We start from the raw sequence: 20869 nt of genomic DNA on the forward strand, positions 1-20869 counted from the left end.
GCGAGACGGTCACCCGGAGGATGTCGACGATGGACGATCACGTATCCATGCCAACACTCTCCGCAGTCACCGCTGCTCCCAGAGTAGGAACGAGGCGCGCGTGATCGCCACTCGTAGCCAGCAAGTGACGTGAGTGAATAGCTGTCGGAAATTGGAAGGTGGCGAGACGGCTCTAGACTGTCCGCCGACGGGCGATCTCCACCGGCCCGTCACGGCTGTTCGTGGCTATATCGCCGTCGATCGGGTACGCGAATGTCCCGTGAATCAGCGGCCCGACAGTCATCCGTGACGCGAATTTGACAGCGTTTCGCGAATTCGGTGCCTTACGGACGACTCAGCCGAGACGATCGGTACGCGACCGTTCGAGATAGAGCGTGTAGCCGCTCGTGGCACCGTCGGCCGGGTCGGCGCCGCCGGGACCGGGCAGCCGGCTCGTCTCCTGGCTCAGCAACTCCCCGGTGGCCGTACTGAAGATCAGGGTGACCCGTTCGCCGAACGGGGCGCTCCCGGCGACGTCGGCGCTGACCGCGATGCCGCCGCGACGGAGGCGATCCTGCACCACGCCCCGATAGGTCAGTCCCGCGGTCCCGGCGAGCACCGTAAGGACGGCGGCCCGCTGCTGCCGGTCGAGGGGGTGGAACATGTTGACGCTGGCCACGGCGCGCAGTCGGCCCACCGGACCGAGGTGGGGCGGCTGCTCCCGGTCGAGTTGCCCGACCAGGATCGCCGGGTCCGCCGAGGGAGACCTGACGACGATCGTCAGTCCGCCGGGTGGAAACGGGTGCGAGGTGGGCACCTGGTCATTCCGGTCGGTCCGGGTCACCACCCGTAGCCCGGAGAGGTCCTCGGCCCACCACAGCTGTTCCTCCTCGACGGTGACGCCCCCGTCCCGCCCGGCCGGCGTCGTCTCCCGGGACCAGAGTCGCGCCCGGGTGTACGCGTACCGCCCGGTCGCCGGGGCCTCCGTGCCCTGCCGGACCAGGTCGGCAAGGTGATAGAGCCAGGTGCTCGCGGCGGCGGGCGCGTCCGGGAGCACGGGTCCGGCCGACCCGACCGGCGGGCTCGACGGTGCGGTGGGCGTCGCCACGGGCTCCGGGTCGCCCCGGTCCGCCACCAGCACTCCGGCGGTACCCGCCAGGGCCATCCCGGTGGCCCCTGCCACCGCCGCGGTCAACACGCTGCGCCGGGTCCAGGTGACGCCCAACCACCGGGCCGGAACCGGCAGCACCGGCCTCGGGGAAGGCGGGACCTGGGCCGGCGGGGCCTGGGACGGCTCGGCCGGCGGGGTCTCCGGCCACCGGGGCACGGGCTCGGGCGACCTGGGCCCGGGGACGACCGGTGGCGTCGCGCCCGGGGTGAGGCGTGCCGGGGGCAGGCTCGCCCGTCGCGCGGAGCCGATCTCGTCGAGCACGTCCTCCTGGCGGCGCAGTGCCTGGATCCGGTGCAGGTGCTTCCGCCAGTACCGGACGTCGCCGTCGAGCCCTCCGCAGGCGAAGACCACGTGGTCGAGTACCAACTCGGTGGGTGGGCGGCTCCGGTCGACGAACTCCGCGACGATCTCCGACTCGGGCACCGCCCGGACCGTCCACTTGCTCCGGCCCTGCTTGTCCTGGCCAAGTACGCTCCCGGCGGCCTCGGCCAGCCGCCGGGCCAGCTCGGCGGTGTCCAGCCGCCCGTGTACCACCAGGCCCTGCCGGGCAGCGAGCGCGACCAGGGCGTCGACCAGGGCGTCGTCGGTCTCGCAGCTCGCCGGTCCCGACCGGAACGCCTCGGCGGCCACGGCCGTCTCCGCCCAGAGCCGCAGCACGCTGTCGTAGGTGTCCCCGCCCGTGATGCCACAGCCCCGGAGGAACGCCTCCAGGCACTCCCGGGTCGGCAGCACCAGACCGTTCTTCGCCCGGGAGAGGTTGGCGGCGCTGCTGCTGGGGCCGAGTCTCATCCGTTCCAGCGGCGGCTCGCCGGCGTCCGCGTGGACGTCGCGGAGCACCTGCGCGAGCCGGGCCACCGGCCCGAACCCCAGCAGCGGGTTGCCGGGCCGTCCGGTCCGCGTCCCGTCGGTACGGGGTCGGGGGACCCTGGCCCTCCCGGTCGCCGGCCGCCCCGCCTGCCCTATCTGCCCCGCCCGCCCTGTCTGCCCTGTCTGCCCTGCCCGCGCGGATGGTGGGGCGGGTCGGCCCGGCTGCCCGGGCGGTCCGGGCCGGCTGGACTCCCGGGCTGCGCCGGAGCGTCCGAGCGGTTCCGGCTCGACACGGGGATCGGTCGGCTGCTGGCGACGATGCCAGTCACTGTCTTGCACGTTACGCGGCCTTTCGAGGGGCGGGTAACGCCTCGCGGTCGCGACGCGTCACCCGCCGGGTCCAGCGGTTCCAGACCATCGTTGGAGATCATTTCCCGCCCGGACCGGTTGCAGCCGGTCCGATGATCTCGAACGACATTCCGGATCATCTCACCACCGCCCGGCGGGGGGCTAGTCCAGAAAAAACAAAACTTCGGAGCCGATCCAGCAATGAATCGGTCAATGGCTATGTGTCACGGCAACATTCGCGCCATCAAGAACTTCGAGCGGCAACCCGAAAATGCTTCACCTGCTTTCGTCGCCACACAAGCGGGGCCAGCGACCGAACCGAAGCGGAGAGCGAAGTGGAGAGCGAAGTGGACTGTCGCCTACCGGCTACCTACGGTAAAGTTCCCCACTAAGCGTGATCGGGCGATCACAGCACCCCGATTCGGCCTTCCATGGGTCCAGCGGAGTCGGGTGGGGGTCTTCCGTTGCAGCGGAAGACCCCCTTTCAACCGTCGACCCCCGAAGCCGGCCCGGCCCGGAGGCGCACCTCACTGACCTGGACCGGAACCCCCCGTACCGATCATGATCAGTGCCTTCAGCAGCCGGCCGAACCAGCCGTCGCGGCCCTTACCGTCCGCCGGTGCCGTGACCCGGCGGACCACCCCGACGGCGACTCCGCAGAGCACGACCAGGACGGCCAGTGCGGGCCAGAGCGGTACCCCGATGTGCAGCAACAGGACCATGCAGCCCATCAACATGGCGAGCACCGGGACGAGCAGTCCGCCGGCAATCGCCACGCCGGAAACGAGACGAACCCGTTCCGACACTCTCCCCCCGGACCCGGAATCCGGGTCCCCTTTCCTCGCAGGCATCTCGGCCTTCCTCGCTTGCGCCGGACGGCGACACCGTGATCGTGCACACCGACCGGAGGTCCGATAGTCACGACGAGAACAGGATTGCCCGGACGGTCTGCAGCCCGCCCGCTGATCTCGTTGATTGGAGGGATCATGTGCAAGCGAACGGGATTCGTCAAGAAGCGAAATGAGTCCGTTCTTGTTCCGATTCGACGAAGGGAGATTTTCCGTTTCGGAAGGGAGAATCCAGAACCGGCATCGGAGCGGGCAGGCAGCACGGAAAAAGGCCGTACGCTGCGGGTTCGTGCGGCGGGAAAAGTTCCGCCGGGGACGGAAGAACTCCCCGCCGGTCCGGGTCGATGACAGGCAGCCGGATTTGCCGTGGATGGCCACGGTCAGCCGCGGGCGGTCCGGGGCGCCCGCTCCGGGCATCGGCGGAAAAACGGCTCCGCCTGTCCCGGTCGAAGCGCAGCACCGGAGCCGGCCGGCCTTGCCTTGCCGTACCGGCACCACCCCGGGGCGGGTACCGGCGACCGCCGCGCAATCTCCGTCGTTGCCGGCCGAGCGGGATCGAGCGGGGCGACGGGCGGAGCCGGATGCTCCGCTGAGCATCGTCGATATTGCCGGGGCGGGGCGGGGCGTGCTGGAATGGCTCATATCGCCGCAGTGCGGGGGCAACCGCACTGGGAACGGCCAGCACGGGAGCACCGCAGTGTCGGCAGCGCGCGCCGCGACGCCAGATCCGCACTGCATTCGCCGGGCCAGCTTCCGCCAACGACGGACACCCACCCAGCACGGGTCGGCGCGTCCGACGAGATCTGCCAACGCACCAGACCGGCGACGAGATGAGAAACGATCATGAATACCCGGAACAGTTTCGCGGGGTGGTACCGCAACCGCTTCGTGTGGGTGGCGGTCATCCTGCTGGCGGTGTCGGCCGGCACGGTCGTACTGATCAACACGGCCGGCTCGGAGGCCAGGCCACCGGATCTGCAGGGGCAGATCATGACCCGGTTGCGGACCACACTGGAGTCGGCCGACCCGGCGCAGCACCAGCACGCGGGCCACAACGTGCAGCAGGCGACCGCCGAGAAGGACGGCAAGAAGCCGGCGATCATCTGCGGGGTCCGCGTCTACGGCTTCGAGCCGAGCGAGGTCACCGCGCTCGCCGACGTGCAGACCGTCTACGGCTTCCACCTCTGCGGGGTCGCCGAGCAGAACCGGCCCTGGGACTGGGCGGTCAAGCTGGCCGGCCCGGTGATCGTGGACATGTCCACCGAACCGCCCGCCATCCAGGTGGTCGAGGCGACCGCCGACGTCCGGTTCATCGACCGGCTCCGGGAACTGTTCCCGGACAAGTACGAGAAGCTGGCCGAGAAGGAGGCACTGGACGAGTCCGAGATGGCCGACCTGCGCCGCCGGTACGACGAGGCGGCCGGGCTCTGACCGCCCGGGGCGGCCGGCGGCGAGGTCGTACCCGATCCCGTCCGGCCGCCGGGGCGTACCCCGCTCGGTAGACTTCCGGTTCGTCGGGTTTCGGGGCGGACCCGGCGTACCCGAGTGGAGGTCGACCCGTGACGACACCGCACCGACCCCCGCTGGCCGAGCGGCTCGACCTGGCCCCGCACCCGGAGGGCGGCTGGTTCCGCGAGACCTGGCGCTCGACGCACGCCTTCACCCCCGAGGGGTACGCCGGGCCGCGTGCCGCCGCGACCGCGATCTACTTCCTGCTGCAACCCGGGGAGCGGTCCCGCTGGCACGTCGTCCGCTCCGACGAGCTGTGGCTCTGGCACCGGGGCGGCCCGCTGCGGCTGCGGCTCGGTGGCGTGGCCGAGGTGCCGGCGGAGGTGCCGACCGAGGCCCGACTCGGCCCGGACGTGGCCGCCGGTGAGCAGCCACAGTTGCTGATCCCCGGCGGTGTCTGGCAGTCGGCCGAGCCGGCGGGCGACCAGCCGGTCCTGGTGAGCTGCGTGGTGGCGCCCGGCTTCGACTTCGCCGACTTCCAGTTGGCCTGAGCCGACCTCCACTCCCCCTGCCCCGCGCTGCCGACAGCGGTCGGGTCGGGTGGACATGCGGGACCATTCCGTCGGGCACGTATCGATAGACACCTATTGATTGAGCCGGCCATCCATGCTGCAATGGTTCATATCGCCGCAGTACGGGGGCAACCGTGCTGCGTGTGTGGGATCCGGGCCTGATGTGCCAGTAGCCGGTGACCGGGCGACGGACGCCACCACCACGCCCGCACGCCCCGCCGGAAAACACCCGACCGCGCCGCCCGCCGACACCCCTGGGCAGCGGGTCGAACAGAAGGGATCAACTCGTGAAACTCATGCGCAGACTGACGGTCGTCGGTGTCTCCGCCGTACTGACCGCCGGCCTCCTGACGGTGATCTCGCCGACCCCGGCCAACGCACACGGCGCGCTGATGATTCCGGCGAGCCGGACGTACGCCTGCTACCGGGACGGCCTGACCCCGCAGGGCAACATCGTGAACAAGAACCCGGGCTGTGTCGCCGCGGCCAACATCAGCGGCGTCTCCCCGCTCTACAACTGGTTCAGCGTGCTCCGCTCGGACGGCGCCGGCCGGACCCGGGGCTTCATCCCGGACGGCCAGCTGTGCAGCGGCGGCAACTCCACCTTCCGGGGTTGGGACCTGGCTCGGAACGACTTCCCGAAGGCCCAGGTCAGCTCGGGCGCGAGCATCGAGTTCCGGTACAGCAACTGGGCCGCGCACCCCGGCCGGTTCGACCTGTACGTCACCCGCAACGGTTGGAGCCCCACCCGCGCGCTGGCCTGGAGCGACCTGGAGTCGACGCCGTTCTCCTCGGTCACCAACCCGCCGCAGCGGGGCAACGTGGGCAGCAACGACGGCCACTACTACTGGACCGGTCGACTGCCGTCCGGCAAGAGCGGCCACCACATCATCTACTCGGTGTGGACCCGCTCCGACAGCACCGAGACCTTCTACGGCTGCTCGGACGTGACGTTCTGACCCGCTGAGCCCGTCGGCCCCCGCACCGCGAGCACGTCGCCCGGCCCGCCCCCGCGCGGCGAACCGTGACGCTCTCGACGGGATGCCACCGCCCCATCCGGCGGCGCATCCCGTCGAGAACGTCTTTTCCCGGCCCGTCGGTTGTTTCCGGCCGGTCCGGCTCGTCGTGCCGGGTCGACCATCCCGGGTCCGCACCGGGTCGGGCAGTCCCGCCGATGTCTCACTGGCACCGACCGGGCACCCTTGGCACATGACGACCGCACCCGCGCCGGGCACCGCCTACCACCGGCTGGCTCGTACCGACCGGCACCGCTGGTGGCGCCCGCTGCTCGGGACCCTGCTGATCCTCGGCGGCACCTTCGTGCTGCTCTGCCTGCTGGTCGGCATCGGCACCGCGATCGCCGCCGTCAGCGGGCGTCCGACCGGCCCGGACGGCCTGCCGGCGCTGGGCGCGCTGGGTGATCTCGTACTCTTGCTGGCCGCCATCGCCGCCGCGCTGCCGTTCGTCCTGCTCGCGGCGCGCTGGGTGCAGGCCCGTCCGGCCGGTACGGTCTCCTCGGTACTCGGCCGGCTGCGCTGGCGCTGGCTCGGCTGGTGCGCGCTGGTTGCCGTACCGGCGGTGTTGTTCCTGCTCGGTGGCAGCTTCGGCCTGCTCGCCCTGACCGGCAGCGCCGACGGCGACGAGGCGGTCGGCACCGGCTGGCCGGGCTGGGCGGGCTTCCTCGGCGCACTGGTCCTGCTGCTCCTGCTGGTGCCGTTCCAGGCCGCGGCCGAGGAGTACGTCTTCCGGGGCTGGCTGTTACAGCTCGTCGGGGTGTTCCTCCGGACGCCGTGGCCGGCGATCGCCCTCCAGGCCGTGCTCTTCGCGTTCGCGCACGGCTGGGGCACCGGGTGGGGCTTCGCCGACCTGATGGTCATGGGTGGCGTACTCGGCTGGTTGACCGTCCGTACCGGCGGCCTGGAGGCCGCGATCGCGCTGCACGTGGTGAACAACCTGGTCTCGTTCGTCGGCGCGGCGGCGCTGGGACAGCTCGGCATCGACGAGACCGCCGCCGACGCTCCCTGGGAGATGTTCGCGGTCAGCCTGCTGGTGAACGCCGGCTACGCCGTCGCGGTGCTCCGGCTGGCCCGCCGCCGCCGGCTGCCGACCGTCTCGCCCGAGCGACCGGCCCCGCCGCCCGGTTACCCGGCCGCCGTCCCCGGACACCCGTTCCCCGCCCCCGCCCACCCGGCCGCCGTCCCCGGACACCCGTTCCCCGTACCCGCCCACCCGGGCGCCGGGTCGGGGCAGCCGCTCCCCGGACCGGGGCAACCGCTCCCCGGGGCCGGGCCGCCCTTGCCCGCGACCGACCGGTACGGCCGGCAGAACGGGGCCGAACAGCACGGCCGGCAGAACGAGGCCGACCAGCACGGCCGGCAGAACGGTCAGCGCGACAGCGGTGAACGGCACGGGCATCAGCCGCCGGCCGCCCCGGCACAGGGGCCGCGAGCTGGTCAAACGCCGACCGGACCGACCGACTGACCGGCGCCGTGCCGACGCGTTACACCCGACGGGTGGTTCCGGGCCGCCAACTGCGGGGGTTGCGGGTCGGCCCGGTCGGGGCGGCGGGCAGGATGGACGCCGTGGACGGGAACGAGATGCTGCTGTCCCCGGCTGGGGTCGACCAGCTCCGGACGGCACTGACCAGCGCGGGCTACACCTCGAGCGGCATCGCCGACCGGCTCGGCCCGGCCGCGACGAGCGGACTGACCCGCAACGACTACCGGGCGGCACTGCGCGCCACCGAGGACCGCGACCCGCTCGCCACCCTGATCCGGCTCTTCGTCTGCGCCCAGACCGAGCCGGAGGCGGCCGTACGGGCGGCCCTCGCCCCGCTGCCGCTTGCCGAGGCGCTCGCCGGAGGGCTGCTCGAACGGGTCGGCGACGGGCTCCGCCAGGGCGTCGACCTGGAGCCGTACGGAGACACCTGGTGGGTCCTCTCCGACGTACCGGCCAGCGCCCGGCCCGGCCAGCCGCTCGCCGCCGACCACGTACTCGGGATCGGCGGCGCGACCACCACGCTGGTCGGGGCGACCATCCGGCGCCCGGTCGGCAGCGCCCTCGACCTCGGCACCGGAAGCGGCGTGCAGGCCCTGCACCTGGCCGAGCACGCCCGCTCGGTGACCGCCACCGACGTCTCCGAGCGGTCGCTGCGGTTCGCCGCGACCACCGCCGCACTGAACGGACACCGCTGGGAGCTGCTCAGGGGCGACCTGGTCGGCCCGGTGGCCGGTCGCCGCTTCGACCTGGTGGTGAGCAACCCGCCGTTCGTGGTCGGCCCCGGCACCACCACGCACAGCTACCGCGACTCGGGCCGGGTCGGTGACGGGATCGCCGCCGAACTGGCCGCCGCCGCGCCGAGCCTGCTCACCAAGGGCGGCACCATGCAGTACCTGGCCAACTGGCTGCACGTGGCCGGCGAGGACTGGGGTGAGCGGGTGGCCGGCTGGTTCGCCGGTACCGGCCTGGACGCCTGGGTGATCCAGCGCGAGGTCGCCGACCCGATGAACTACGTCGACCTGTGGCTCTCCGACGCCGGCGAGGCGGCCGACCCGCACCGGGTGGCCGCCTGGCTCGACTGGTTCGACGCGCAGAAGGTCGAGGCGATCGGCTTCGGCGTGGTGAACCTGCGCCGGGGTGGCCACACCGATCCGGTGGTACGGGTCGAGGACCTGCGGCAGGCGGTACAGCCACCGATGGGCGAGCAGGTCGCGGCCTGGTTCGACCGGCAGGACTGGCTGCGCGGCCGGGACGACGAGGCGCTGCTGACGACCAGGTTCCGGGCGGTCGACGGGCTGAAGCTGCGCCAGGAGGCGTCGATGGGCGACGACGGCTGGGTGGTGGACCGGCAGGTGCTCGTCCAGTCGCACGGGCTGCGCTGGACCGAGGAGGTGGACCCGCTGGTGCTGGCCCTGGTCGGCGGGGCCAACGGCCAGGTGCCGCTGCGCGAGCAGCTCGCGGTGCTGGCGCTGGCGCACGACGTACCCGCGACGGACCTTGCCGAGGCGGCCGCGCCGATCATCGCGCACCTGGTGGAACGCGGCGTCCTGGCGCCCGTGGCAGACTGACCGTCGTGCGTGCGGTGGTGCAGACGGTCAGCCGGGCCAGTGTGACGGTGGACGGCGAGGTGGTCGGGGCGATCTCCGACGGGCTGCTGGTGCTGCTCGGGGTGACCCACGCCGACACCCGGGCCACCGCCGAGACGATGGCCCGGAAGGTGCACGAGCTGCGGATCCTGGACGACGAGCGGTCGGCCGCCGACGTCGGGGCGCCGCTGCTGGTGGTCAGCCAGTTCACCCTCTACGGCGACGCCCGCAAGGGCCGCCGGCCCAGTTGGGGCGCGGCGGCCCCGGCCGAGGTGGCCGAACCGCTGGTCACCGCGTTCGTCGAGGCGCTGCGGCTGCGTGGCGCCAAGGTCTCCACCGGCCGCTTCCGGGCGCACATGCTGGTCGAGAGCGTCAACGTCGGCCCGCACACGGTGCTGCTGGAGCTGTAGCGCCGACCCGCGCCGCCCGTCGGGCGGACCGCAGGACGGCTCAGAAGAAGAGGCCGCGCTTCTGCATCGACTGGCGCAGCCAGCCGTCGAGCTGCCGGACCCAGTCCGTCCGGTCCACTGAGGCGTGGTCGACGGTGAACCGGCCGAACGCGTCCCGGCCCTCGGTGAAGAGACCGCCCCGCTTGTCGATCTCCAGCACGATCTGCAACTGCTGCGGCGTGGCCACGAAGGTCAGTTCGAGCTGGTTGATCGCCCGGGCGTACTGCGGACCGGGATAGAACTCGATCTCCTGGTAGAACGGCAGGCTCTGGCGTACGCCGTAGATGTGGCCGCGCTCGACGTCCGCCCGGCTGAACCGGAAGCCGAGCTGGACCAGGGCGTCGATGACCCGCTCCTGTGCCGGCAGCGGATGCACCGCGACCGGGTCGAGGTCACCCTTGTCCACCGCGCGGGCCACCTCCAGCTCGGTACGCAACCCCATGGTCATCCCGTGCAGGTGGCGACCGCCGATCTCGGTCAGCGGCGTCTCCCACGGCACCTCGAAGCGGAACGGGATGTCGTGGCGCTGCCCGCTCTCCAGCCGGAACGGGCCGGTCACCCGCTGCCGCTGGAACTCCTGGGTGGTGTTGTACTCACTGTCACCACTCTCCACCTCGACCCGGGTCACCAGGCCGAGCGCGACGTACTCGACGTCCACCGGATGGTCGCCGCCCGCGACGTGGACCTGGCCCTCCAGATAACCGCCTGGCCGGCAGTTCGGGTTGGTCAGCACCGTCTCGACCGACGGACCGCCCACACCCATCGCCTGCATCAACCGCTTGAAGACCACCACGTCCTCCATCCGTCGTCGATCTCTGTCCCGTCTCGCACGGTAACCGTCACTGGCAAGTACCGCCCGGGCAACGGGCCGGAGCGGTCCGGTACCGGAGGACGACGATCAATGGGATCAAGGTCGAGAAACCGGGACGAATCAGCCCCCGGCGGTCTCCCGGTTTCATGCCAACCCGACGTTCTCCTCACCTCGGCTTCACGCCCTACCGGCCAAGCTATGTGTCACCAGCGCGGTTGTCCGCTGGTACGCGCCACATTGTCGAAGCGGGGAGGCGACAGATGATGGTCCTGAACGAGAGCCACACTCACCCGGCCAGCGCGGCCGGGGTCCACACCGAGCCGACCGGGGACGGCGGGCAGGTCATGGTCGACCTCGACGCCACCGACGAGCGCGGTGCCTCGGCCGACCTGGTCCGGGCCTACCTCAACGGCATCGGCCGGACCAAGCTGCTCACCGCCGTCCAGGAGGTGGAGCTGGCCCGGCGGATCGAGGCGGGGCTCTACGCCGAGGAGAAGCTGAGCGCCGACACGCGGGGGGCGTTGTCGGCGGAGCTGCGGGCCGACCTGGAGATCATCGCTGTCCAGGGGCGGGCCGCGAAGAACCACCTGCTGGAGGCGAACCTGCGGCTGGTGGTCAGCATCGCGAAGCGGTACACGGGGCGGGGCATGGCGTTCCTGGACCTGATCCAGGAGGGCAACCTCGGACTGATCCGCGCCGTCGAGAAGTTCGACTACACCAAGGGCTACAAGTTCTCCACCTACGCCACCTGGTGGATCCGGCAGGCCATCACCCGGGCCATGGCCGACCAGGCCCGCACCATCCGCATCCCGGTGCACATGGTCGAGCAGGTCAACCGGATGGTCCGGACCCGCCGGGACCTGGCCACCCAGCTCGGCCGGGAGCCCACCGTGGCCGAGGTCGCCGCCGCGCTGGGCGTACCGGAGTTCCAGGTCATCGAACTCATCTCGTACGACCGGGAGCCGGTCAGCCTCGACCAGGCCGTCGGCGAGGACGGTGAGAGCGCCCTCGGTGACTTCGTCGCCGCCGTCGACCCCCGCGAGGAGCCCGGTGACGCCGTCTCGGCGGGCCAGCTCCGCAACGAGGTGGAGATCGTCCTCGCCACCCTCTCGCACCGCGAGCAGGCCGTGATCCGGCTGCGCTTCGGCCTGGACGACGGACGGCAGCGCACCCTCGACGAGGTGGGCCGGGAGTTCGGCCTCTCCCGGGAGCGGATCCGCCAGATCGAGAAGGTCACCCTGCTGAAGCTGCGCCACCCGTCCCGGGCCGACCGCCTGGAGGCGTACGCGAGCTGAGCCGTACCCTCCGGAGCCCCCGCCACCTGCCCGGTGGCGGGGGCTCCGCGCTGTGTCCGTGCTCCCGGGTTCGGGCCCGTCCGGTTCAGCCGATCGCCAGGTCCCGACGGCGGAACGTGGCCAGGCCGAGCCCGGTCAGCGCCACCGCGACGGCGAGCAGCACCACCAGGGGGGTGGCGCTCGGGTCGGCGGCCGGCACCGCCGGCAGGTGGGTGAAGGGCGACAGGTTCAGCACCGGCTGCGGCAGCTCCAGCAGCGCGCCGAGCTGTCCCAGCAGGACGCAGAGCAGGAAGGCCGTCCAGGACAGCGCCACCGACAGCCGGGGCAGCAGCCCGAACAGCACCACCACCAGACCGGCGAGGACCAGCGCCGCCGGCGCCTGGACCAGTCCGGCGACGGTGAGCCGGGCCACCTCGCCGGGTACGTCGCCGCTGACCAGGCCGTAGCCCAGCCCGGTGCTCGCGCCGGCCAGCGCCAGCAGGACGACCGCGCCGAGGGCGGCCCAGAGCAGGTGGCTGAGCAGCCAGCGGGGCCGGCTGACGGCGGTGGCGAGTATCCCCTCCAGGGTGCCGGCCGCCTCCTCGGTCCGCAGCCGCAGCACCGCCTGGACCACGAAGCCGGCCACCGCGAGCGCGAACATCGCCATCATGGTGCCGAGGAAGGCGTCGATCAGCTTCTCGGTGCCGCCGAGCTGGGCGATCAGCTCGGTGGCCGCCTCGTTCTCGCCGACGAAGCTGTCGACCTCCTCGCCGACCGAACCCATCGACATCCCCATCACCACGACGCCGACGGCCCAGCCCAGCACCACACCCCGCTGCAACCTCCAGGACAGGCCGGCGGGGCTGAGCAGACCCCGGGCCGCCACCGCCGGGCCACGGCGGACGGCCAGCAGCCCGGCGCCAAGGTCGCGGTGGGCGGTCAGCAGGAACGCCGTACCGACGGCGAGCAGCGCGAAGCCGACCGTCAGGGCGAGTACCGGCCAGCGGTTGCGGTCGAACGCCTGGACCTGGCTGGCCCAGCCGAGCGGGGAGAGCCAGGACGGCCAGGCGCTGACCACCCGCATCCCGTCGGCGGAGACGGTCCCCCAGGCGTCTCCGGCGGCTCGGAGCAGGAAGGCGACGCCGACGACGGCCGCGGCCATGCCGTTCGCGCCGCGCGCCGTACCGGAGATCTGGGCGGTCACCGCGGCGACCGCCGCGAACGAGACCCCGATCCCGGCGATCGCCGCGCCGAGCGCGAACGAGCCGGCCACCGGCAGGTCCCCGGCCACCAGAACCAGGGCCAGCAGTACCCCGCTGAGCACGTTGGCGGCGAGCGTGGTGAGCAGGGCCGCGGTGAGCGGGGCGTGCCGGCCGACCACCGCCGAGCCGAGCAGCTCCGCCCGGCCGGTCTCCTCGTTCTGCCGGGTGTGCCGGACCACCGCGAAGGTGCTGAGCAACGCGGCGAGCAGGGCCAGCATCGTGTACGCCTCGGCGGTGACCACCGACCCGAGGCTCGGCCCGGAGACCGGGCCGTTGAACGCCCGGGCGACCACACTGGCGGCGCTGGTGGTGGCGTAGCCGATCCGGTCGGACTCGGTGCCGTAGATGCCGGCGACGCTCTGCGCGACCGCGGCGGCGACCCCGGGCACGGCCAGCACCCAGACCAGGAGCTTCACCCGGTCCCGGCGCACCGCGAGCCGGGTCAGCCGGGCGGTGCCGGTCAGCGCGGTCACCGGGCACCCGCCGGCACAGGACGCTCGGCGGCGCCGGTCTCGGAACCGTCGCCGTAGTGCCGCATGAACAGCTCCTCCAGGGTCGGCGGCGTACTGGTCAGGGCCCGTACCCCGAACCGGGCGAGGTGGGCCAGCACCGGGTCGAGGGTGCCGGACTCGACCTCGAACCGGGTGGTGGAGCCGGAGACGGTCACCGCGTGCACCCCGGCCAGGTCGGCGAGCCCCTCCACCGGGCGCTCCGTCTCGACCGTCATCGGGGTCCGGGTCAGGTGGCGCAGCTCGGCCAGGGTGCCGGACTCGACGGTACGGCCGGCCCGGATGATGCTGACCCGGTCGCAGAGCGCCTCCACCTCGGACATCACGTGGCTGGAGAGCAGCACGGTCTTGCCCGCGTCGCGCAGCGCGGTGACGTACTCCCGGAAGACCGCCTCCATCAGCGGGTCCAGCCCGGAGGTCGGCTCGTCGAGCACCAGCAGTTCCACGTCGGAGGCGAACGCGGCGACGATCGCCACCTTCTGCCGGTTGCCCTTGGAGTAGGTGCGGCACTTCTTGGTCGGGTCGAGGTCGAAGCGTTGCAACAACTCGTCCCGGCGGGCCCGGTCCAGCCCGCCGCGCAGCGCGCCGAAGAGGTCGATCGCCTCCCCGCCGGAGAGGTTGGGCCAGAGGTTCACGTCGCCGGGCACGTACGCCAGCCGGCGGTGCAGCGACACGGCGTCCCGCCAGGGATCGCCACCGAGTACGCCCACCTCGCCCGCGTCCTTGCGGAGCAGGCCGAGCAGGATCCGGATGGTGGTGGACTTGCCCGCCCCGTTCGGTCCGAGGAACCCGTGCACCTCGCCGGACCGGACGGTCAGGTCCAGTTCGTCCAGCGCGCGGGTGGCCCCGAAGGTCTTCACCAGGCCGGCCACCGAGATCGCGGTCATGACGCTCCCTTGCTAGTTGCCGATTCCGCTTACTAGTTGCCGATTCCGCTTGCCAGTTGCCGATTCCGCGTCGTCCGGGAACCGTCCGGGAACCAGGACGACGTGTCGAGCCGGATCGTGACAGTGTCTCGATGCCAGTGTACTGACCGATGGTAGGACGACGGTCACAAATTCCTGATCGTCGGTCAGGGGGCGGTACCCTGGGCGGATGGATCGACCTCCCGCTCTCGACACCCGGAGCCGGATCCTGCGTACCGCCCTGGACCTGTTCGGCGCGCAGGGCTACCAGCGCACCTCGCTGCGGCAGATCGCCGACCGGCTGGGGCTGACCAAGGCGGGCATCCTCTACCACTTCCCCAGCAAGGAACACCTGCTGGTGGCGCTGGCCGAGCCGCTCGTCTCCGACCTGGAGGCGGCGCTGGAGCGGGCGGCCCAGCTGCCCTGGCCGGCGGCCCGCTGGGCGGCGCTGGAGGGCTGGCTCGACACCCTGCTGCGGCACCGGCGACCACTGGGGACGCTCTACCACGACATGACGCTGCTCGCCCGGGGCAGCACGTACGCCCGGATCATGCGGCTCGCCACCAGGGCGTACGACCTGGTCGCCGGCCCGGGCGCGACCCGGCTGGAGCGGATCCGGGCCATCCAGGCCACCGGGATGCTCGGCGACCCGATCGTCTTCTACGCCGACGTGCCGGACGACGAGTTGCGGGCGGCGCTACTCGACGGCGCGGTCCGGCTGCTCAGCGAGCCGGCGCCGCGAGCCGGCACCGACCGGACCGGAGAACGGGCCGCAGAACCGGGCGGAGAACGGGCCGCAGAACGCGGCGGAGAACGACAGTCCGGTCCGGAGCGGGTTCGGCCGAGCCGTCGGCGCCGGGCGGGGCGACCGCCCGGGCTCAGTGCCGAACAGGTGCGTACGGCCCGGGCGATGCACGGCGCCGGGCTGCACACCGTGGACCAGATCGCCGCCAGCCTCGGCGTCTCCCGGGCCACCCTCTACCGGCACCTCCGGGTCGCCGACCCGGCCCAACCCGAGCGATAACGAGACAGGTTCCGACACTAATTCGAGATGATTTTGAGACACCCCGGGCGGCGGCGAACACGGCGGCCGGCCCGCGCGTCGAGCCGCCGCCGAACCGAGCCACGGCTCAGAGCGACGGATCCTGCGGGTCGAGGCCGTGCAGCGGAAAGACCGCCTTGCGGGTCGCCATGATCGCCCGGTCCACCGCGTCCGGCTCGCCGGTCGGCTGCCACGGCTCGTACGAGCCGTCCGCCTCGTCGGTCATCCGCAGCGGCACCTCCCGCTCCGGACGGCGGGCCTTGGCCAGCTCCCGCCAGGCCGGCGGGGTCAGCGCGGCCGGGTCGACCGGTTCGCCGGTGGCGACCGCGAGCAGGTGCGTCCAGGCCCGGGGCACCACCTCGACCAGCGCGTAACCGCCGCCGCCGGTGGCCACCCAACGCCCCTCACAGAGTTCGTCGGCGAGCGCCCGCAGCGCCAGATAGCTCGCCCGCTGCCCGTCCACGCTCAGCCGCAGGTCGGCCAGCGGATCGAGCCGGTGACTGTCGGCACCGCACTGGGTGACCAGGATCTGCGGCCGGAACGCGCGCAGCAGCGCCGGAACGGTGGCGTGGAAACCACGCAGCCAACCCGCGTCGCCGGTCCCGGGCGGCAGCGGCAGGTTGACCGCGCTCCCCTCGGCCCCCGGACCACCGATCTCGTCGGAGAACCCCGTACCCGGAAAGAGTGCCAACGGCGTCTCGTGCAGGCTGACCGTCAGCACCCGGGGATCGCCGTAGAAGATTTCCTGCACCCCGTCGCCGTGGTGCACGTCGACGTCCACGTAGGCCACCCGCTCGGCGCCGAGGTCGAGCAGCCGGGCGATCGCCACCGCCGGGTCGTTGTAGACGCAGAACCCGGCCGCCCGACTCGGCATCGCGTGGTGCAGGCCACCGGCCACGTTGACCGCGCGCCGGGCCTCGCCCCGCCAGACCGCCTCGGCCGCCGCCAGGCTCGCCCCGGCCACCAGGGCGCTCGACTCGTGCATCCCGTCGAAGATCGGATTGTCCGGGGTGCCGAGGCCGTACCCGGAGAAGAGCGGGTCGCTCGGCGCCGCCCGGACCGCGTCGAGGTAGTCCGGCCGGTGCACCCGGGCCAGTGCCGCGTCGTCGGCCGGGGTGGGGGCCACCAGGCGTACGCCGGGGCGGTCCAACACGCCGAGTTCCCGAGCCAGGGCCACGGTCAGTTCCACCCGTACCGGGTCGAGCGGATGGTCACCCAGGTCGTACGTCAGCAGACTCTCGTCCCAGACCACCACCGTGTCGTCCGACATGGTGTTCATCGTCGCACGGGGAACGGCGGCCGGCCGCGACCGCCTACCCGGAGCGCCGCGCGCCGCCACCGCGACGGTACGCCGGCTCGGTCGCCCGCCGCGACGGGTTGCCGGCCGAGTCGCCCGCCGCGACGGGTTGCGGGTTCAGTCGGCGGCCGGTGCGGGGTCGCCCGGCTCGGGACCGAGCGCGACCGGCCGTTCCGGGTCGGTGATCCAGTGGCTCCACGACCCGACGTAGAGCGCTGCCCCGGGGTGTCCGGCCCGGTGCAGGGCGAGCACCGCCTGCGCGGCGGTCACCCCGGAGCCGCAGTACGCGCCGACCCGCGCCCCGGGCCGGACGCCCGCCTCGGCGAACCGGGCGCGCAGCGCCTCGGCGGCCGGAAACCGGCCGTCCGTCCCGACGTACTCGGTGGCCGGCATGTTCACCGCGCCGGGAATGTGCCCGGCCACCGGGTCGACGGGCTCGGTCTCGCCCCGGTAGCGCACCGCCGCCCGGACGTCGACCAGCACCCCGTGCGCCGCCATCTCCGCGGCCGAGCCGGCGTCGAGCACCGGCATCCCGCCCGGGCGTACGGTCATGTCTCCCGGCGTCAGCGCCGGTGGCTCGGTGGTCACCGGCAGCCCGGCCCCGGCCCAGGCCGGGAAGCCGCCGTCGAGCACCCGGACCTGCGCATGTCCCGCCCAGCGCAGCGTCCACCAGGCGCGGGCCGCCGCCATCCCGTCGCCGCCGTCGTAGACCACCACCGGGCCTCCGGCGCGGACGCCGGCCGTGCGGAGCACCCGCTGCAAGGCCGCCGGGTCGGGCAGCGGATGCCGGCCGTGCACGCCGGGCGGCCCGGACAGCTCGGTGTCCAGGTCGACGAAGACCGCGCCCGGCAGGTGCCCGGCCAGGTAGTCCCGGCGGCCCGGCGGCCCGACGAGCCGCCAGCGGACATCGAGTACGACCGGTGGCTCGGCGGACGCCAGTTCGGCGGCGAGCCGGGTCACGTCGACGAGGAGGTCATCCGGTCCGGACACGGCGTCCAGTCAACACCATCCGGAACGGAACCGCCCGGCTCGGCGGCACTGAATATCGGTACCCCGAGGTACCATCGTGACCGGGAGGACCACTGACGTGAACGACCTAGTCGACACCACCGAGATGTACCTGCGCACCATCCTCGAACTGGAAGAGGAGGGGGTGCCGCCGCTGCGTGCCCGGATCGCCGAGCGGCTGCGCCAGAGTGGTCCGACCGTCAGCCAGACCGTTGCCCGGATGGAGCGCGACGGCCTGCTGACCGTCGAGGACGACCGCCACCTCCAGCTCACCGCGCTCGGCCGCACCCAGGCGATCTCGGTGATGCGTAAGCACCGGCTGGCCGAGCTGCTGCTCGTCAACGTGATCGGGATGCCCTACGAGGAGGCCCACGACGAGGCCTGCCGCTGGGAGCACGTGATGAGCGACTCGGTGGAGAAGAAGGTCTACGAGCTGCTCGACCGCCCGACCCGGTCGCCGTACGGCAACCCGATCCCGGGGCTGGAGGCGTTCAGTCCCAATCCGGACGTCCTGGTCGAAACGGTCACCGAGGGTGAGCGAAACCTCGCCTTCCCCGGCCTGAGCGGCCCGGTGGTGGTCCGACGGATCTGCGAGAGCGTCCAGAAGGACGGCGACGTGCTGCGCCAGTTGCACGCGGCCGGCGTCGACCCGGGCGCGATGGTCACCGTCGCGCAGGAGCGGGACGGGGTCACCATCGACCGCTCCGGCGACAAGGTGCGGCTCCCCCGCGAGGTCGCCTCCCGGGTCTTCGTCGCCGCACACTGACCGGTCGCCGCACACCGACCGGTCGCCGCACACCGACCGCCACCGCAAGGCCGCCACACCCCCGCCCGGCACCGGGCCGGCACCACCACGCCCGGACCGACGGGGCCGGTTCACCGCCGGCTCCGGTCCGGCGACGGTCAGGGGCTGGTCAGAGACTGCTGGTGTCGATTTTCTTCGCCAGGTTGATCAGCTTGGGCGCCAGGGCGTCGGCCTCGGCCCGGTCCTCGCCGGTGGGGAAGGTGAAGCGGAGGCTGACCAGCCGGCCGTTCCCGGTGAGCCAGCCCACCTCGACCGTGCTGCCGGTGCTCTTCGCCGGGGCCGTGGTGGCCCGATAGGCGGCCTTGCCCAGCCCCTTGACGCTCTTGCCGCCGCTCGGCACCACCTCGTCGGCGAAGATCGACGCGTCGGCCGTGGTCGGGGTCACCGAGAGCGCGAGTTCGGGCCGGGCCTCGGCCTCGCCGCGCAGCACGCAGGTGTCGGTCTTGCCGTGCCGGCTCGCCGCCGCCACCTCGAACCGGGCGCCGATGGCCTGCTCGACCGCCGGATACTCCAGGAGCTGACAGGCACCGCCGGCAGCCGACGCCGGCAGCCGGACCACCTTCGGCGCCGGCCCGGCCGACTGCGGCGCCGCCTCCTCGGCACAGCCGGCAAGCAGCAGCAAACCGGCGCCAATCAGGCAGAGTCGTCCGCGCATCTCGCACCTCCCACCCGTCCGGCCCGAGCGCCGGGGAATCCGTCGGACACCGTACGGGTTCGGCCCGCGCGGCGAAACCCCGCGCCCCCGGCGAGCGGAACGGCCCGGTTCGGTCCGGCCCGCACGGCGAACACCGCGGCCCCCGCACGGTCACCGCCGAGCGGAACGGCCGGGCTCAGTCGGCCGGCGCTACCGGGTCGTCCAGGTAAGGGCAGTGCCGGCAGCCACGCCCACAGCAGGTGCCACGCCGGGCCAGGAAGCCGGCGGTGAGCACGAAGAGCCCGGTGCCCGGGTCGGGATAGCCCGCCTCACCGGCCGCGAGCGCGGCGGCGTGGGCGGCGAGAATCCGCTCCCGGTCCGGGTGCGTCGGCGGAAGGCGGGACGGATGCGGCTGGTCCAGCGGTCGGGGTGCCAACGGCAGGCGCCGCCCGCCGGCCCGTTCCTCCGTACCGTCCATCCCGCCGACCCTACGACAACCCGCCGACCCCTCCGGTCACCGGTCGGCAGCGCCGGCCGGGCCGGTGCCGGGGCAGCCGCTATCCGAACCAGACCATCGACTGTCCGTGCCCCCGGGTCCAGGCGAGCGGCCTGCCGTCCAGCGCGAGTACGTTGTGGAACGCCTCGCTCGGCTGCTCCGGCAACCCGTCGTAGGGCAGTACCTCCGGAGCCTCGTTCGCGATCCAGTGGCCGGGCAGGCCGCGTACCAGATCGGCGAAGGCCTGCCGGCGCGGCGCCGGCACCTGGTAGAGCACGGAGGTGTGGAAGACCACCAGGGTCGCCCCGGACGGCGCCTGCGCGGCCAGCGCGGCAAGGTCGTCCACCAGGTCGCCGCGGCGCAGCAGCGGCGGCCCGGCGGCGGCGACGGCCGCCGCCGACCGCAGCCGGGCCCGCCGGTGCGCGTGCTCCGGCCAGATGGTGGCGTCCAGCCAGGCCAGGTCGGCGGGATCGGTCACGTCCAGCGGGTTCAGGTCCAGGCCGGCCCGCCACACCACCTCGGGCAGCCGGGTCGGCGGCGTCACCCCGGTGACGGCGCAGTCCAGCACCGGCTCGCCGGTGCCGAGCAGGTGGTCGCCGTAGCGGTAGGCGTAGCGGTCCGGATAGAGGCAGAGCCCGGCGGAGGCGCCGACCTCCAGCAGCGCGAGCGGCTGCGGCAGGGCGGTGAGCACCGGCAGCAGCAGCGCGCACCGACCGGCCTCGTTGGTCTGGGTGGCCCGGGTACGCACCTGCGCCGCGATCGTCGGCCAGTTCGCCACCGCATAGTCGTGGAACGCGGCCGGGTCCTCGACCGGACCGCCGAGCAGGCGTACGACCCCGAAGAGCAGGTTCGGCTGCTGCTTGGCCGGCGGCAGCGTACCGATCAGGGAGAGCAGTTCGTCGTCGCGGGAGACGGCCAGGGCGAGCCGCTCGTAGGCGGGCGACACGCCCCGCGTCTCCCGGGTACCGAACTCGACGTAGCGGGCGGCGATCGTCATCTGCCGATGATCCCAGCGGAGCCGTCCACCGGCTCCACGCAGCGCCGCTACCTCCGGGTGTCCCCGATCACCCCGCTCCCGGACGCGGCGACCGCCCGACCCCGGTCGGGGTCGGGCGGTC

General features: G+C 72.9%; 18 protein-coding genes and 1 pseudogene. 9 read left to right on the top strand and 10 right to left on the bottom strand.

Annotation, left to right across the window (positions count from 1 at the left end):
- Positions 1 to 334 precede the first annotated feature (334 nt).
- Both C6361_RS15295 and C6361_RS15300 read right to left on the bottom strand, forming a co-directional pair.
- Positions 335 to 2005, bottom strand: a complete 1671-nt coding sequence (locus C6361_RS15295) for a hypothetical protein (protein ID WP_107268141.1) — start codon at positions 2003 to 2005, stop codon at positions 335 to 337.
- A gap of 827 nt (positions 2006 to 2832) precedes the next feature.
- A complete protein-coding gene (locus C6361_RS15300) occupies positions 2833 to 3081 on the bottom strand; it encodes a hypothetical protein (RefSeq protein WP_107258623.1) in 249 nt (82 codons plus the stop codon).
- Positions 3082 to 3996: 915 nt separating this feature from the next.
- On the opposite strand from C6361_RS15300, the gene C6361_RS15305 reads away from it, so the two are divergent.
- The 6 genes and pseudogenes from C6361_RS15305 (at position 3997) to dtd (ending at position 9669) form a co-directional block, all read left to right on the top strand.
- Positions 3997 to 4584, top strand: coding sequence for a hypothetical protein (locus C6361_RS15305; RefSeq protein ID WP_107268142.1), 588 nt, complete (start codon positions 3997 to 3999; stop codon positions 4582 to 4584).
- Between the two features lie 128 nt (positions 4585 to 4712).
- Positions 4713 to 5153, top strand: coding sequence for a cupin domain-containing protein (locus C6361_RS15310; RefSeq protein ID WP_107268143.1), 441 nt, complete (start codon positions 4713 to 4715; stop codon positions 5151 to 5153).
- 317 nt (positions 5154 to 5470) lie between these two features.
- Positions 5471 to 6130, top strand: a pseudogene (locus C6361_RS15315) (lytic polysaccharide monooxygenase); the annotation flags it as partial.
- Between the two features lie 253 nt (positions 6131 to 6383).
- Complete coding sequence (locus C6361_RS38995; RefSeq protein WP_159079335.1) at positions 6384 to 7655, top strand: CPBP family intramembrane glutamic endopeptidase; 1272 nt, start codon at positions 6384 to 6386, stop codon at positions 7653 to 7655.
- Between the two features lie 101 nt (positions 7656 to 7756).
- Positions 7757 to 9241 (top strand): methyltransferase, encoded by a 1485-nt coding sequence (locus C6361_RS15325; RefSeq protein ID WP_199853360.1) that lies wholly within the window; start codon positions 7757 to 7759, stop codon positions 9239 to 9241.
- Positions 9242 to 9246: 5 nt separating this feature from the next.
- Complete coding sequence (gene dtd, locus C6361_RS15330; RefSeq protein WP_107268144.1) at positions 9247 to 9669, top strand: D-aminoacyl-tRNA deacylase; 423 nt, start codon at positions 9247 to 9249, stop codon at positions 9667 to 9669.
- 40 nt (positions 9670 to 9709) lie between these two features.
- Here the strand turns inward: dtd and C6361_RS15335 are convergent, their stop codons facing one another.
- The gene (locus tag C6361_RS15335; RefSeq protein WP_107270974.1) at positions 9710 to 10498 is read right to left on the bottom strand and encodes a sporulation protein; all 789 of its coding nucleotides are present in this window, start codon (positions 10496 to 10498) and stop codon (positions 9710 to 9712) included.
- Positions 10499 to 10863: 365 nt separating this feature from the next.
- Between C6361_RS15335 and sigB the strand changes: the two genes are divergently transcribed.
- Complete coding sequence (gene sigB, locus C6361_RS15340) at positions 10864 to 11814, top strand: RNA polymerase sigma factor SigB (protein ID WP_107263955.1); 951 nt, start codon at positions 10864 to 10866, stop codon at positions 11812 to 11814.
- An 85-nt stretch (positions 11815 to 11899) separates the two neighbouring features.
- On the opposite strand, the gene C6361_RS15345 is transcribed toward sigB, so the two are convergent.
- Together C6361_RS15345 and C6361_RS15350 are read right to left on the bottom strand one after the other, a co-directional pair.
- On the bottom strand, positions 11900 to 13528 hold the full coding sequence (locus tag C6361_RS15345; protein ID WP_107268145.1) for an ABC transporter permease: 1629 nt from the start codon (positions 13526 to 13528) through the stop codon (positions 11900 to 11902).
- Positions 13525 to 14451 carry an ABC transporter ATP-binding protein gene (locus C6361_RS15350; protein ID WP_107268146.1) on the bottom strand — a complete coding sequence of 309 codons (927 nt, stop codon included), beginning with the start codon at positions 14449 to 14451 and terminating at the stop codon, positions 13525 to 13527. The genes C6361_RS15345 and C6361_RS15350 overlap by 4 nt, the downstream gene beginning before the upstream one ends.
- 208 nt (positions 14452 to 14659) lie before the next feature.
- On the opposite strand from C6361_RS15350, the gene C6361_RS15355 reads away from it, so the two are divergent.
- Positions 14660 to 15493, top strand: coding sequence for a TetR family transcriptional regulator (locus tag C6361_RS15355; RefSeq protein ID WP_107268147.1), 834 nt, complete (start codon positions 14660 to 14662; stop codon positions 15491 to 15493).
- A gap of 106 nt (positions 15494 to 15599) precedes the next feature.
- Here C6361_RS15355 and C6361_RS15360 read toward each other — a convergent pair whose 3' ends face one another.
- Both C6361_RS15360 and C6361_RS15365 read right to left on the bottom strand, forming a co-directional pair.
- A complete protein-coding gene (locus C6361_RS15360) occupies positions 15600 to 16781 on the bottom strand; it encodes an acetoin utilization protein AcuC (protein ID WP_107270975.1) in 1182 nt (393 codons plus the stop codon).
- A 144-nt stretch (positions 16782 to 16925) separates the two neighbouring features.
- On the bottom strand, positions 16926 to 17798 hold the full coding sequence (locus C6361_RS15365; RefSeq protein ID WP_107268148.1) for a sulfurtransferase: 873 nt from the start codon (positions 17796 to 17798) through the stop codon (positions 16926 to 16928).
- Between the two features lie 97 nt (positions 17799 to 17895).
- Between C6361_RS15365 and C6361_RS15370 the strand changes: the two genes are divergently transcribed.
- A complete protein-coding gene (locus C6361_RS15370; RefSeq protein WP_107258613.1) occupies positions 17896 to 18582 on the top strand; it encodes a metal-dependent transcriptional regulator in 687 nt (228 codons plus the stop codon).
- A gap of 148 nt (positions 18583 to 18730) precedes the next feature.
- Here C6361_RS15370 and C6361_RS15375 read toward each other — a convergent pair whose 3' ends face one another.
- The 3 genes from C6361_RS15375 to C6361_RS15385 form a co-directional block, all read right to left on the bottom strand.
- Complete coding sequence (locus C6361_RS15375) at positions 18731 to 19276, bottom strand: hypothetical protein (RefSeq protein WP_159079336.1); 546 nt, start codon at positions 19274 to 19276, stop codon at positions 18731 to 18733.
- Between the two features lie 175 nt (positions 19277 to 19451).
- Entirely contained in the window at positions 19452 to 19733 is a 282-nt protein-coding gene (locus C6361_RS15380) for a DUF5522 domain-containing protein (RefSeq protein WP_107258611.1), read from the bottom strand.
- 79 nt (positions 19734 to 19812) lie between these two features.
- On the bottom strand, positions 19813 to 20748 hold the full coding sequence (locus C6361_RS15385; RefSeq protein WP_107268149.1) for a DUF2332 domain-containing protein: 936 nt from the start codon (positions 20746 to 20748) through the stop codon (positions 19813 to 19815).
- Positions 20749 to 20869: the final 121 nt, after the last annotated feature.

This window comes from Plantactinospora sp. BC1 (assembly GCF_003030345.1).
GTDB lineage: Bacteria > Actinomycetota > Actinomycetes > Mycobacteriales > Micromonosporaceae > Plantactinospora.

Excerpts from the sequence above, each read along its gene's own strand:
- C6361_RS15305 (WP_107268142.1), top strand. The coding sequence starts at position 3,997 with ATGAATACCCGGAACAGTTTCGCGGGGTGGTACCGCAACCGCTTCGTG.
- C6361_RS38995 (WP_159079335.1), top strand. The coding sequence starts at position 6,384 with ATGACGACCGCACCCGCGCCGGGCACCGCCTACCACCGGCTGGCTCGT.
- sigB (WP_107263955.1), top strand. The coding sequence starts at position 10,864 with ATGGTCGACCTCGACGCCACCGACGAGCGCGGTGCCTCGGCCGACCTG.
- C6361_RS15350 (WP_107268146.1), bottom strand. The coding sequence starts at position 14,451 with ATGACCGCGATCTCGGTGGCCGGCCTGGTGAAGACCTTCGGGGCCACC.
- C6361_RS15355 (WP_107268147.1), top strand. The coding sequence starts at position 14,660 with ATGGATCGACCTCCCGCTCTCGACACCCGGAGCCGGATCCTGCGTACC.
- C6361_RS15360 (WP_107270975.1), bottom strand. The coding sequence starts at position 16,781 with ATGTCGGACGACACGGTGGTGGTCTGGGACGAGAGTCTGCTGACGTAC.
- C6361_RS15375 (WP_159079336.1), bottom strand. The coding sequence starts at position 19,276 with ATGCGCGGACGACTCTGCCTGATTGGCGCCGGTTTGCTGCTGCTTGCC.
- C6361_RS15380 (WP_107258611.1), bottom strand. The coding sequence starts at position 19,733 with ATGGACGGTACGGAGGAACGGGCCGGCGGGCGGCGCCTGCCGTTGGCA.
- C6361_RS15385 (WP_107268149.1), bottom strand. The coding sequence starts at position 20,748 with ATGACGATCGCCGCCCGCTACGTCGAGTTCGGTACCCGGGAGACGCGG.